Source organism: Streptomyces sp. NPDC093801 (assembly GCF_040701585.1).
Taxonomy (GTDB): Bacteria; Actinomycetota; Actinomycetes; order Streptomycetales; family Streptomycetaceae; genus Streptomyces.
In genome coordinates this window covers 71,362-83,699 of sequence record NZ_JBFBDP010000030.1, presented here as the reverse complement: position 1 = coordinate 83,699, position 12,338 = coordinate 71,362, and the positions used below count along the sequence as shown (strand labels likewise).

Annotated in this window: 13 protein-coding genes and 1 riboswitch; of the genes, 6 read left to right on the top strand and 7 right to left on the bottom strand. The window is 74.8% G+C overall.

The annotated features are described in order from the left end of the window. The first annotated feature begins 97 nt into the window (after positions 1-97). The 3 genes from AB0469_RS30545 to AB0469_RS30535 all read left to right on the top strand — a co-directional run bounded on the left by AB0469_RS30545 (position 98) and on the right by AB0469_RS30535 (position 1,536). Positions 98-478, top strand: coding sequence for a VOC family protein (locus AB0469_RS30545; RefSeq protein WP_366454686.1), 381 nt, complete (start codon positions 98-100; stop codon positions 476-478). Between the two features lie 213 nt (positions 479-691). Continuing rightward, on the top strand, positions 692-1,108 hold the full coding sequence (locus AB0469_RS30540; protein ID WP_366454685.1) for an SRPBCC family protein: 417 nt from the start codon (positions 692-694) through the stop codon (positions 1,106-1,108). Beyond that, the gene (locus AB0469_RS30535; RefSeq protein ID WP_366454684.1) at positions 1,108-1,536 is read left to right on the top strand and encodes a MarR family winged helix-turn-helix transcriptional regulator; all 429 of its coding nucleotides are present in this window, start codon (positions 1,108-1,110) and stop codon (positions 1,534-1,536) included. The genes AB0469_RS30540 and AB0469_RS30535 overlap by 1 nt, the downstream gene beginning before the upstream one ends. 72 nt (positions 1,537-1,608) lie before the next feature. On the opposite strand, the gene AB0469_RS30530 is transcribed toward AB0469_RS30535, so the two are convergent. Genes AB0469_RS30530 through AB0469_RS30520 form a run of 3 tightly spaced genes read right to left on the bottom strand, consistent with a single transcriptional unit; the run spans position 1,609 to position 4,408 of the window. Continuing rightward, positions 1,609-2,400: an ABC transporter ATP-binding protein gene (locus AB0469_RS30530; protein ID WP_366454683.1), complete on the bottom strand. Its 792-nt coding sequence runs from the start codon at positions 2,398-2,400 to the stop codon at positions 1,609-1,611. Next, positions 2,397-3,422 (bottom strand): iron ABC transporter permease, encoded by a 1,026-nt coding sequence (locus AB0469_RS30525; protein WP_366454682.1) that lies wholly within the window; start codon positions 3,420-3,422, stop codon positions 2,397-2,399. The genes AB0469_RS30530 and AB0469_RS30525 overlap by 4 nt, the downstream gene beginning before the upstream one ends. Continuing rightward, positions 3,419-4,408, bottom strand: a complete 990-nt coding sequence (locus AB0469_RS30520) for an ABC transporter substrate-binding protein (RefSeq protein WP_366454681.1) — start codon at positions 4,406-4,408, stop codon at positions 3,419-3,421. Before AB0469_RS30520 ends, AB0469_RS30525 begins: the two co-directional genes overlap by 4 nt. Before the next feature lie 35 nt (positions 4,409-4,443). Next, a riboswitch (cobalamin riboswitch) is annotated at positions 4,444-4,582 on the bottom strand. Positions 4,583-4,683: 101 nt separating this feature from the next. Here AB0469_RS30520 and AB0469_RS30515 point away from each other — a divergent pair. Together AB0469_RS30515 and AB0469_RS30510 are read left to right on the top strand one after the other, a co-directional pair. Then, positions 4,684-5,268, top strand: a complete 585-nt coding sequence (locus AB0469_RS30515; RefSeq protein ID WP_366454680.1) for a hypothetical protein — start codon at positions 4,684-4,686, stop codon at positions 5,266-5,268. Between the two features lie 135 nt (positions 5,269-5,403). Further along, complete coding sequence (locus tag AB0469_RS30510) at positions 5,404-7,059, top strand: GMC oxidoreductase (protein ID WP_366454679.1); 1,656 nt, start codon at positions 5,404-5,406, stop codon at positions 7,057-7,059. A gap of 61 nt (positions 7,060-7,120) precedes the next feature. Here the strand turns inward: AB0469_RS30510 and AB0469_RS30505 are convergent, their stop codons facing one another. Both AB0469_RS30505 and AB0469_RS30500 read right to left on the bottom strand, forming a co-directional pair. After that, positions 7,121-7,600, bottom strand: coding sequence for a carboxymuconolactone decarboxylase family protein (locus tag AB0469_RS30505; RefSeq protein ID WP_366454678.1), 480 nt, complete (start codon positions 7,598-7,600; stop codon positions 7,121-7,123). Continuing rightward, positions 7,597-8,679: a dihydrodipicolinate reductase gene (locus AB0469_RS30500; protein WP_366454677.1), complete on the bottom strand. Its 1,083-nt coding sequence runs from the start codon at positions 8,677-8,679 to the stop codon at positions 7,597-7,599. The genes AB0469_RS30505 and AB0469_RS30500 overlap by 4 nt, the downstream gene beginning before the upstream one ends. Before the next feature lie 134 nt (positions 8,680-8,813). Between AB0469_RS30500 and AB0469_RS30495 the strand changes: the two genes are divergently transcribed. After that, entirely contained in the window at positions 8,814-10,076 is a 1,263-nt protein-coding gene (locus AB0469_RS30495; protein WP_366454676.1) for a serpin family protein, read from the top strand. Here the strand turns inward: AB0469_RS30495 and AB0469_RS30490 are convergent. Then, positions 9,985-11,049: a PfkB family carbohydrate kinase gene (locus tag AB0469_RS30490; protein ID WP_366454675.1), complete on the bottom strand. Its 1,065-nt coding sequence runs from the start codon at positions 11,047-11,049 to the stop codon at positions 9,985-9,987. The genes AB0469_RS30495 and AB0469_RS30490 overlap by 92 nt on opposite strands. A 406-nt stretch (positions 11,050-11,455) precedes the next feature. Continuing rightward, positions 11,456-12,223 (bottom strand): bifunctional 4-hydroxy-2-oxoglutarate aldolase/2-dehydro-3-deoxy-phosphogluconate aldolase, encoded by a 768-nt coding sequence (locus tag AB0469_RS30485; RefSeq protein ID WP_366454674.1) that lies wholly within the window; start codon positions 12,221-12,223, stop codon positions 11,456-11,458. Positions 12,224-12,338 lie beyond the last annotated feature (115 nt).

The following is a 12,338-nucleotide window of genomic DNA, read 5'->3' as shown; positions in this document are numbered from 1 at the left end:
ACGGGGTGCCTAGGATCGAGGCGACGGCATCGCGTGTCGGTCACCGACCGGGTGAGGCATGGAGGTGCCGTGAGATGCCTTGTGGAGGCATTCACCCATGTCGGTCCAGTTGAACCACACGATCGTCCACTCCCGTGACAACCGGGAGTCCGCCGAGTTCCTGGCACACATCCTCGGCCTCGAAGTCGGCCCGGAGTGGGGTCCGTTCATCCCCGTGACCACCGGGAACGGGGTGACCCTGGACTTCGCGGCCATCCCGGCCGAGTCCATCACCCCGCAGCACTACGCGTTCCTCATCTCGGAGGAGGAGTTCGACTCCGCCTTCGAGAAGATCCGGGCGGGCGGCGTCGAGTACTTCGCCGATCCGCACCGCAAGCACCCGGGCGAGATCAACCACAACGACGGCGGGCGCGGGGTCTACTTCCTGGACCCCGTCGGCCACGCCATGGAGATCATCACCCGCCCGTACGGCGGCTGATCGACGAGGACCCGGGGGCCCGCGGCGCGCCGTGCGCCGCGGGCCCCCGCACGTCCGCCGCACCCCCTCCCCCCCCATCCGCCGCACCCCCTCCCCCCATCCGCCCACCCGCCCCCGACCGCTGCGGCCCGTCCTGCGCGGAACTCTGGACAGATAGTCTGCACAGAGATAATCTATGTACAGATGAAATGGGAACGACCGAGGAGAGCGCACATGTGGACGTACGAGCACACCATCGAGACCTCCGCCGCCCCCGCAGCCGTCTGGCGCCTCTGGGCCGACGTCGAGAACTGGGGCGACTGGAACCCCGGCATCGAGAAGATCGAGATCGACGGCCCCTTCACGGCCGGCGCCCGCATCACGATGACCCCGCCCGGCGAGGACCCGGTGCCGCTGGTCGTCGCCGAGGCCGTCGAGAACGCGCTCTTCGTGGACGAGGCCCGGTTCCACGGGCTGCTCCTGCGCACGATCCACCGGATCGATCCCGCCGGGGACGGCCGGGTCCGCATCACCTACCGGATGGAGATCACCGGCCCGGGCGCCGACGAGGCCGGCCCCGAGATCGGCCCGGGCATCACAGCCGACTGGCCCGAGACCATGGCCGCACTGGCCGGGTCGGCGGCGCGCTGATGGCCCTCAGCCCCGGCGAGAGCCCCGGGTTCCTGCTCTGGCACGCCACCCTGCGCTGGCAGCGGGAGGTCTCGGCGGCGCTGACCCCGCTCGGCCTCACCCACGTGCAGTTCGTGCTGCTCGCCTGCGCGTGGTGGCTCAACGGCCAGGGCGAGCACCCCAACCAGCTCGCCCTGGCCCGCCAGGCCGGCACGGACGTGAAGATGACCTCCCAGGTGCTGCGCGCCCTGGAGCAGAAGGGGCTCGTCGCACGCGAGGTCGACCCGGCCGACACCCGCGCCAAGCGGCTGTACGTCACCGCCGCCGGGGCCGAACTGGCGCCCCGGGCCGTCGCCGCCGTCGAGGAGGCCGACGCGCGGTTCTTCCGCGCGGTGCCCCTCGACGACGCGCTGCCCCTGCTCAAGCGGCTGGCCCGGCCGGATTCCTGAGGCCCGCCGCCCAGACCCGGCGCGGCCCCGCGGGCCGGCCGGATCCGGCCCGCAGGTGCCCACGGCGGCGCCTCAGACGGCGGGGTGCTCCGGGAGGTACACGATGCTCGGAGCGAGCGTCGCCGGATGGACGGCGACATGGGCGCGGACCCCGTAGACCTCCGCGATCAGCTCCTCCGTGAGCACCTCGGCCGGCGGCCCCTGCGCCACGACCCGGCCGCCCGCCAGGACGTACAGCCGGTCGCAGAACGCCGCGGCGAGGTTGAGGTCGTGCAGGACGATCAGGCTCGTCACGGGAAGCCGCCGGACCAGCCCCAGCACCTCCAGCTGGTAGCGGATGTCGAGGTGGTTCGTGGGCTCGTCCAGGGCCAGCAGCCCGGGCTCCTGGACGAGGGCGCGGGCGACGAGGGCGCGCTGGCGCTCACCGCCCGAGAGGCCGTCGAAGCGGCGGCCGGCGAGCCCGCGGGCCCCCACGGTCTCCAGCGCCTGCGTGACGCGCAGGCGGTCGTCCGGGCCGTCCTGCTCCCAGAACCGCTTGTGCGGGCTGCGTCCCATCGACACGACCTCCCGGACCGTCAGCCCGAAGGTGCCGGCCGCGTCCTGCGGAACCACCGCCACCCGCCGGGCCCGCCCCCTCACCCCCAGCGCGGAGGCGTCGACGCCGTCGAACAGCACCCGGCCGGCGGCGGGACGCAGCGCGCCGTGGACGCAGCGCAGCAGGGTCGTCTTGCCGCTGCCGTTCGGCCCGACGACCCCGACCGTCTCCCCGGGCCGGGCGGCGAGGCCGATCCCGTGCAGCAGGGTCCGCCCCTCGGCCTCGTACCGCAGGGCCTCGACCGCGAGTTCCACCGGACGCCCCGTCATCCGGCCACCTCCTCGCCCCGGGTGGAGCTGCGCAGCATCCACACGAAGAAGGGGCCGCCCACCAGCGCGGTGACCACGCCGACGGGTATCTCCTCGGGCGCGGCCGCCGTACGGGCCAGCAGGTCGGCCAGGGTCAGGAAGACCGCGCCGGCCAGCGCGCAGACGGGCAGCAGCACCCGGTGCCCGGCGCCCACGACCATGCGGGCGGCGTGCGGGACCATCAGCCCGACGAAGCCGATCGCCCCGCTGCAGGCCACGAGCACCCCGATGACGAGGGAGGCGAGGACGAAGACGGCGGCCCGGAACCGGCCGGTGTCCAGGCCGAGGGTGCGCGCCCCCTCCTCCCCCGCGAGCAGCAGGTCCAGCGGGCGCGCCAGGGTGACGAGCAGAGCGGTCCCGGCCAGCAGTACGGCGGCCGGCAGGGCGAGTTCGCCCCAGCGGGCTCCGCCCAGCCCGCCGAGGGTCCAGAACAGCACGGAGCGGATCTGGTCGGGGTGCGCCGACAGCACGAGCACCAGGCTGGTCAGCGCGGACAGGACGTACTGCACGGCCACCCCGGCCAGGACCAGCCGCCCCGTGGTCATGGTGCCCCCGCGCCGGGCCAGGGCGTACACCGCGACGAGCGCGGCGAGGGAGCCGGCGAACGCGGCGAGGGGGAGCCCGGCGGCGGCGCCCGCCCCCGCCCCGAGCACGAGGACCAGCACGGCCCCCGCCGAGGCGCCCGAGGAGGCACCCAGCAGGAAGGGGTCCGCGAGCGCGTTGCGCACGAGGGCCTGGAGCACGGCGCCGCTGACGGCCAGCCCGGCGCCGACCACGGCCCCGAGCAGCACGCGCGGCATCCGTACGTCCCACACGATGGAGGCGAAGGCTCCCCGCCCCGCCCCGGGCCCGCCCGCCAGGATGCCGAGCACCTGCCCGGGGGCGATGCGCACGGGTCCCAGGGCCAGCCCCGCCACCACCGACCCGGCGAGCGCGGCGGCGAGGAGCGCGAGTACGGCCGCGGTGCGGCGGCGCCCGCTCACGCGGCGTCGGGGTGCAGGCCGCGGCCCAGGGCCTCGACCGCGTCGGCGACGCGGACGCCCAGGACGGCGGAGGATAGCGGGAGCACCACGAACCTGCGGTTCTTGACGGCGGGAACCTCCGCCAGCGCCGGGTCGTTCAACAGACGCTGCTTCTTGGCCTCCACGGAGGTGCCGCCGTAGTCGTAGACGAGGACGACCTCGGGCCCGCGTTCGACGACCTTCTCCCACGACACGTCGCCGAAGGTGTCCTGGAGGTCGGCGAAGACGTTCGTCCCGCCGGCGAGGGAGACGATCTCGTTGCCGATGCCGTTGCCCCCGGAGGTGAAGGCGGAGGTCTCGCCCGAGTCGTAGACGAAGACGGCCGGGCGGGGCCGGTCCTTCACCCGTGCGGTGACGGCGTCGATCCGGCGCTGCTCCTCCTCGACGAGGGCCGCGCCGCGCTCGGGCACGCCGAAGGTCCGGGCGACCTCCATGATCTCGGTCGTGAGCTGGGCGAGCCCGACACGGCCCGGGGTGCAGTACTCGATGCTGAGCCGGGAGGCGATCCCGGCCCGGGCGAGTCCCGCGCGGTCGCGGCCCTGGCCCTGGTCGAAGGCGCTGGCGTAACCGCCGTACACGAAGTCGGGGTCGGCGCCGAGGAGCACCTCCTTCGACGGGTACCGCTCGGCCAGTACCGCGATCCCGTCGTAGGCGGTGCGGTAGGCGGGGAGCACGGAGTCGTCGAGGTAGGCCGTGCCCGCCATCCGGTCCTGGAGGCCGAGGGCGAGCATGATCTCGGTGGCGTGCTGGTTCATGGTGACGGCCCGCGCGGGCGGGGCCTGGTAGGTGCTGGTGACACCGCAGTTGGTGACGGTGTACGGGAACCCCGGCGCGGCCTTCGCGCCGGAGGCGGGCTCCTGCCCGCCGGCGGGACCGCCGCACGCGGTCAGGGGGATCAGGAGCGCGAGCGCGGAGAGCGGGCGCAGGGCGGCGCGGATACGCGACATGGTGAGGCCTCTCCGGGGGATCCTCGTCCCCGGTCGAAGTGAAGAGGCGGCGCGTCAGTGTCTGACTCCCGGGACCCCGCGGGCGGGGTCGCCGGTCACAGTGGCGGGACCGTACCGGATTCGCACCGGTTTCCTGTCCTGCACCGCCCGGACAACCCGGCCAAGTCTGCCAGATGCCGCGAATGCCGCCCGAAGGGCATCGGGCGCCGCCGGTGGCGGGAGCCGCCCGTACGGAGGATCGTGGGCCGGGAGGGGAGGCGCGGAGGAGGTACGCCATGCGTCACGGCAGTCACGGCGGTCGCGGCGGTCGCGGCGGGCACCGCGCACAGGAAGGCCGTGGCGGTCACGAACGTCACGGCGGTGGCGGCGGGCCCGGCGGCCGGGCCGGGCGCGCGGGCCCGAGCGCCCGCCTCCTGCTGGCCCCCCTCGTCGCGGCCCTGCTGCTGGGCGCCGGCCCCGACGGCTCCGGCGAGACCGTCCCCCTCGACGGGGACCGCCCCGGGGAGCACCTCGACGTCACCCTCACGCGGGTCGTCGACCCCGCGGGTCCGCCGTCCGCCCCCGGGGCCGACCGGCTGGTCGCCGTCGGGCTGCGCCTGGAGAACACGGGGACGGTGCCGTACGAGGACTCGCCCGCTCCGGCCGCGCACCTGCTCGGCACCGACGGGGAGCGCTTCACCGGCCTGAGCGGTACGACGGACGCCGGCCCGGCCCTGCCCGACAGGGTCACCCTCGAACCGGGCCGGTCGGCCTCCGGCTACGTCGCCTTCCGGGTGCCGCAGGAGGCGGACCTGGCGGCGGTGCAGTTCGCCCTGGACACCGGGCTCGGCGACGACGTGGCCCAGTGGAGCCTGTCCTGAGCCCCTGCCGGAATCCGGAGCCGGCGCCGGAAGCACCACCGGAACGGGCCGGAAATTGTCCCGACGCATCTAGTGACTTAGCAGGCACACGACAGTAGAACTTGTTCCCACTCCGTCGAGAGTGAGGAACCCCTCATGAGTGACAAAGGCCTGAACAGCAATGTGGCCCACGGTGTTTCGCGACGCGGATTCATCGCTGGAACTGGTTCTCTTCTGGGGGCCATGGCCCTCGCGGTGAACACCACCGCCGCCCGCGCGAATCCCGCCACCGGATCCGCCGTCGCGAACGCCCCCCTCGTCTCCGGGACCCGTGTCCCGGCCCTCGTCATCGGCACCGGCTACGGCGGCTCCGTCGCCGCGCTCCGGCTGGCCCAGGCCGGTGTCGACGTGCACATGCTCGAGATGGGCATGGCCTGGGACACCCCGGGCACGGACGGCAAGATCTTCGCCAACACCACCAGGCCCGACTACCGCTCCTTCTGGCTGCGCACCCGAACGAAGGCCCCCCTGAGCAACTTCCTCGGCTTCCCCATCGACAAGGACGTCCCGAAGTACACGGGCATCCTCGACGCCGAGGAGATGGGCGGGATCATCGTCTACCAGGGCCGCGGCGTGGGCGGCGGCTCGCTCGTCAACGGCGGCATGGCCGTGACGCCCAAGCGGCAGAACTTCGCCGCCATCCTGCCCACGGTCGACGCCGACGAGATGTACGGCACCTACTACCCCCGCGCCAACGCCGGACTGGGAGTGGGCCTCGTCGACCCGGACTGGTTCGAGACGGTGGACTGCTACCAGTTCGCCCGCGTCGGCCGCAAGCACGCCCAGCGCTCGGGCTTCCCCTTCGTCTTCGTGCCCGACGTCTACGACTGGGACTACATGAAGCAGGAGGTGGCCGGCACCGTCCCCAAGTCGGCCGTGGACGGCGAGATCCTGTACGGCAACAACGCCGGGAAGAAGTCCCTCCAGAAGACCTACCTCGCCGCCGCCCGGGCGACCGGCCGGGTGGCCATCTCCCCCCTGCACCGGGTCACCACCGTCTCCCCCTCGGACGGTGGCGGCTACGCGGTCGCCGTGGAGGAGCTGAACACCACCGGCGACGTCGTCGCCGTCAAGACCGTCACCGCCGACCGGGTGTTCTTCGCGGCCGGCAGCGTCGGCACCAGCAAGCTGCTGGTCCGGCTGAAGGCCACCGGCGCCCTGCCGCTCCTCAACGACGAGATCGGCAAGGGCTGGGGCGACAACGGCAACGTCATGTGCGGCCGGGCGAACCACATGTGGGACCCGACCGGGAAGGTGCAGGCCTCCATCCCCTGCGGGGGCATCGACAACTGGGACGCGGGCGGCGCCTTCGCCGAGGTGGCCCCGCTGCCGACCGGCATCGAGACGTACGCCTCCTTCTACCTCTCCATCACCAAGAACCCCAACCGCGCCCAGTTCTCCTGGAACGCGGCGACGGGCAAGGTCGAGCTGAACTGGCAGACCGCCTGGAAGCAGCCGTCCATCGACATGGCGAAGACCATCTTCGACAGGATCAACGCGAAGGAGGGGACGATCTACCGCACCGACCTCTTCGGCACCAACAAGGTCTGGGGCGACCACCTCACGTACCACCCCCTGGGCGGGGCGGTACTGGGCAAGGCCACCGACAACTACGGCCGCCTGCACGGCCATCCGGGCCTGTACGTCATCGACGGGGCGCTGATCCCCGGCAACACCAGCGTCAACCCGTTCGTGACGATCACGGCCCTCGCGGAGCGGAACATAGAGAAGATCATCGCCACGGACCTGTGACGGCGGACGGCCACCGGGGCCGGCCGGGCGCACCGCGCGCCCCGGCCGGCCCCGGCACCGTTCAGCTCCCCGGCAGCGCACAGACGCTGTCGAGGCCCAGGACGTGGTTGAGCCGGCCGAAGGCGAGCCAGGAGCCGATGCTCATGCTCAGCTCCACGATCTCCACCTGGCTGTAGTGCGCGGTCATCCGCTCCCAGAACTCCTCGTCGAGGTTGTGGTGGTCCAGGGCGTAGCGCTCGGCGTACTCGGCGGCCAGCCGGGTGCGGTCGTCGAAGGCGTCGGCGGTGCGCCAGTCGGTCACCGCGTCGGCGAACCCCTCCTCGACCTTCTCCCCGTCCCGGTCCGTGCGCCAGTCGAGGCAGAAGACGCATCCGTTGATCTGCGCGATGCGCAGCCGGGCCGCCTCGAACTCGCGCAGCCCCAGGGTGGTGTGGGCGTAGACCGACAGGGAGAAGTTGGCCGCCGCCATGCCGATGCCGGGGACCAGGTCGCCCCACACGTACTCGATGGGGTGCTGTCCGTCGGGGACGTCGATCCTCATGGCCGTTTCCTTCCGAGTTTGCCGACTGCGGGGCGCAGCGGGACGTCGAGGGCGTCGTAGAGCCCGGGTTCCGCCTCCACCAGCCAGTCGATGGCGCCGACCAGCCGCCCGACGGCGGTGGCGTTGCCGCCCGCGGAGCGGTTCCCGCCCTCGTCGGTGGCCTCGACGGTGACCTCGATGCGCGGGCGGCCCTCGATGACGACCCGGTGGGCGCCGGACCCGCCGTCGGGCGGGGTGGGCCAGTCGGGGGCGCAGGAGGCGTGGATGCGGGTGACGTGTTCGATGACGATGCGGGGTTCGCCCGCGACGATGCCCTGGACCTCGAAGCGGATGGCGCCCTGGGTTCCGGCCTCGAACACCCCCATGGAAGGGGTGGTGACCGTGGTGTCGAGGGCCCGCCGTTCGGAGGTCTCGCGGATGTCGTCGAGCTCGACGCCGAGGGCGCGGGCCATCATCCGGACCTGCCCTCCCCACACCATGGTCGGGACCGAGGGCATGAGCATCATCGGCTCGTACTCCATGGGGTGGCCCATGCCGACGAGATGGCGGACGGAGTCCGGCTGGTCGTAGGTGGAGTAGTCGAAGATCTCCTGGCAGCGGATCGCGTCCACGGTGGTTCCCAGCCCGCTGAGCAGGAGCGGGAGCACGTCGTTGCCCCAGCCGGGGTCGACGCCGGAGGCGAAGAGCGAGCCGCCGCCCTCCGCTATCGCCGCGAGGACGGGTGCCCGGAACTCCGGCGGGGCGCTGCGGTGGTCGTAGAGCGGGTAGAGGGCGGGGCTGACGACGGCCGCGCCGGCGCGGACGGCCCGGGTGATGTCGGCGAGGGCGTCGTCGGGGCGGACGTCGCCGGACGCCGCGTAGACGACGGCGGCGGGGCGGGCGGCGAGCACCGCCCCGACGTCGTCGGTCGCCGGCACGCCCAGCCGGCGGTCGAGCCCGGCGAGTTCGCCCGCGTCGCGGCCGACCTTGGCGGGGTTGTGGACGATCACTGCCGTGAGTGCGAGCGCCGGGTGGGCCTCGACGGCGCGGATCGCCGCGCGGCCTACGTTGCCCGTGCCCCAGACCACCGTGGGAATCATGCGCGGAGGGTAGCGACGGGGCGCGGAGGAACCCAGGGGCGCGGAGGAGGTTTTTCGCACCGGTCCGCAGCCGGACTCCGGGCGCGGGGAAAGGATTCGGCAGGGCCGCTTCCCGCCCCGTACGCTCCCCCCGCATGAGCATGAGGAATTCGACGGTACGGGCGGTCAACCGGCTGACGGCGCGCTGGGCCGAAGCCCATGGTGGTGACGCCGGTACGGTCTTCACGGCGGCCGGGGTCTGGCCGCTGCTCGCCCCGCTCGCGGACGGGGCGGCGGGCCCGGCCCGGGCGGAGCTGGCGGAGGCCCTGGGCCTGCCGGCCGAGCGCGCGGCGGAGGCCGCCCGCGAGCTGCTGGCCGCGCTGGACGGCGTCCGGGGGCTGCGGGCGGCGACGGGCCTGTGGACCCGGGCGGACCTCCCGCTGGAGGAGGCCTGGCTGGAGCGGCTCGCGCCGGGCAGCCACGGCGTCCTGAGCGGGGACGCGGAGAGCGGCCGCAGGGCCTTGGACGCGTGGGCCGCCCGGCGGACGGACGGCCTCGTCGAGCGCATGCCGGTCACGCTGGCGGACGGGCCGAACGGAACGCGTCTGGTGCTGGCTTCCGCCCTCACCCTGAGGACGAGGTGGATCCAGCCGTTCGCGGAGTGGCACGGAGAGGCGGCCGCGGGCCCGTGGGCCGGGCGGCCCCTGAGGATGCTGCACCGCACCACGGCCCTGCTGGACCGGGCCCGGGTGGCGGAGGGTCCGGCCGGGGCGGTGACCCTGCTGGAGGTGGTCGGGGACACCGGGGTCGACGTCCACCTCGTGCTGGGCGAACCGGACGCCCGGCCCGGCGGGATCCTCACCACCGGGATCGAGGCCGTCACCCGCGCCCGGCCGGTCGCCCCCGCGAGCCTGCTCCCGGAGGGCCGGCCGGGGCCCGGACTGACCGTCGCCACCGTGCTCGCCCTGTCGCCCGAACCCCGGCTCACCGTCAGGGTGCCCGTCTTCGAGGTCCGGGGCGAACACGACCTCCTGGAGCAGGCCCGCCTGTTCGGCCTGGAGGAGGCCCGCGACACCGGCCGCGGACACTTTCCCGGGGTCAGCTCCCAGCCCCTGGCCGTCGGTTCGGCCCGGCAGTCGGCGGTGGCGCGCTTCCACGCCGAGGGCTTCGAGGCCGCCGCGGTGACGGCCGTCGCGGCGGCGGTGGGCTGCGGGGTGCCGCCCCGGGTCCGCTACCGCACCCGCCGGGCCGAGGTGGCCTTCGACCGCCCCTTCGGCTTCCTCTCCGTGCACCGCACCTCGCGGCTGGTCCTGGCGGCGGGCTGGGTCAGCGATCCGCTCGCGTACCGGGAGCCGCCGGAGAAGACCCTGGAGGAGAAGCTGCGGGAGGAGGCGGAGGACTGGGCGGAAGAGGAGTAGGCGCAGCCAGCGTGGCCGCCAGGGCGGCCGTCTCCGCGAAGGCGGGGACGCGGCCGGTGCCCCCGCGGCCCGACACCGACAGCGAGGCCGCCGCCACCCCGTGGGCCACCGCCTCCGGGAGCGGGTCCCCGAGGGCGAGCCGGGCGGTGACGGTCCCGGTGAAGCAGTCCCCGGCCCCGGTCGCGTCGACGGGGTCCGGGTTGACCGGGACGGGGTGGTGGGCCGCACGGGTCCCCTGGTCCAGCAGCAGCGGGCCGGTTCCGGCGGTGACGGCGACGGCGCGGGCGCCCAGGGCCCGGAAGCGGGCGGCCGCCGTGCGCGGGTCGCAGGTGTCGGCCAGGGCGCGGGCGTCGGCCGGGCAGGAGGTCTTGAGCAGCCCGGTCAGCGGGGCCATCGCGGCCAGCAGGGACCGGGCCTCGCCGCGCCCGGTCAGCCGGGAGCGGAAGTTGGCGTCGTACGTGACGTGCCCGCCGGCCCCGTGGACGGTCCGGGCGGCGGCGAGCACGGCCTCGCGGCTGGTCGGGGAGAGTGCGCCGGCGATGCCGCCGGTGATCAGGGCTCCGGCGCCGGCCAGCAGTCCGCGCCAGTCCTCGACGTGGGCCGGGGAGAGCGTGGATCCGGCGCTGCGGGTGCGCCAGTAGACGAACTCGCGCTCCCCCTCGGTGTCCGCGCTGAGCAGGTAGGCGCCGTTGGGGTGCGGGGCGCGGCGGACGTGGGAGACGTCGACCCCCAGTTCGGCGGCGCGGCGCAGCAGGGGGACGCTCAGCTCGTCCTCGCCGACGACGGCGAGCAGGGCGGTCCGTGCTCCGGCCGCGGCGGCGGCGGCCGCGGCGTTGAGGGCGTCGCCGGAGTAGGAGATCCGCGCGGCGGTCCCGTCGGCGGCCGTGCGCAGCGGGGTGTCGGCGTGGATCTCGACGAGCACCTCGCCGAGGACGAGGACGTCGTAGGGCCCGGCGCTCCGGGAAGCGGCCACGGCTAGGCCCTGCCTTTCGGATGAGGCCGGATCGGCCCGCGGCGTCCGGTGCCGTGCATCGCAAGGCCGAGGACGGAGTCGACGCGGTGGGGGCACCTCCCGGCGGTGGCCGGGGGACGTGGGCGACCGACGGGAACGGCGGCGAGGCGGGGTGCCGGGCGGCACGGGCGCGGCCTGATCCGAAAGACACGGCCAGGGGGTGTCCGCGAAGGAGCGCCGGCCGCCCGGAGGGCGGGCCCTGCGGCGTCATGGGGTCCCCCCTGCTCGAGCGAAGCCGAGGGCTCGGGGGAGCCTGCTCTCGGCGTGCCGGGTGGAAGACCTCGTACCGGACCTACTCGGTCTTGCGCCCGGTGCGGCGAGCGTGCGTGCCGGACACCGCGGAGCAGGCGGGACTTTGCGGACACCCCTAGCCCTCCCCGCCCGGCACGGCCCGGCCGGGGTCCGGTGTGGGGGGCCGCCGGCCGTCGGCCACGGCGGCCCGGGGCCCGTCCGGCCGCTCCCACGGCGGTGCGGAGCCCGGCGCCCGCCCGGGCGGGCCCCCGCCCGGCGCGGCCCGCTCCGGGGCCGCCAGTTCGGCGAACAGGGCCGCCAGTTCGGCCGGGTCCGTCGGCAGGCCTCCGCCGATGCCGACGGCGGTCGCGCCCGCGGCGAGCCATGCGCGGACCTCGCCGGGCGCGATGCCGCCGGTGGGGATGAGCAGGGCCCCGGGGAGGACGGCCCGCAGGGAGCGGATGAACGCCGGGCCGCCCACGTGGGCCGGGAAGACCTTCGCCGCCCCCGAGCGCCGGACGGCCGCCGCGACCTCACCGGGGGTGAAGCCCCCCTCCAGGAAGGGGGCCCCGCGGCGCGCGGCGACCTCGCGGGCCTCGGGGGCCGGGTACGGGGACACCAGGAAGCAGGCTCCCGCGTCGAGGGCCTCCTCGGCGTGGGCCGCGGTGGTGACGGTACCGACGCCGATCAGCGCCGGGCGGCCCAGCGCATCGGGGATCCCGGCCGTACGGGCCACGGCCGCGGCCCAGCCGGGGGTGGAGGTGGTGAGCTCCACGGCGCGGCAGCCGGCGGCGAGCAGGGCCCCGGTGGTCCGGACGGCCCCGTCGGCGTCCGCGCTGCGGAGCACGGGGAGCAGGCGCTGGGCGGCTATCGCGTCGTACGGACGGCAGGGCACAGGACCCACGGGAGCCTCCCGGACGTTCCCCGTGCGGAGAACTCGGCATCGTGTACGGGCACTTGTTGGTCCAGACCTTACACATCCGGAGGCCGGACGGGGGCTGAACGCGTGACGGAGGGGG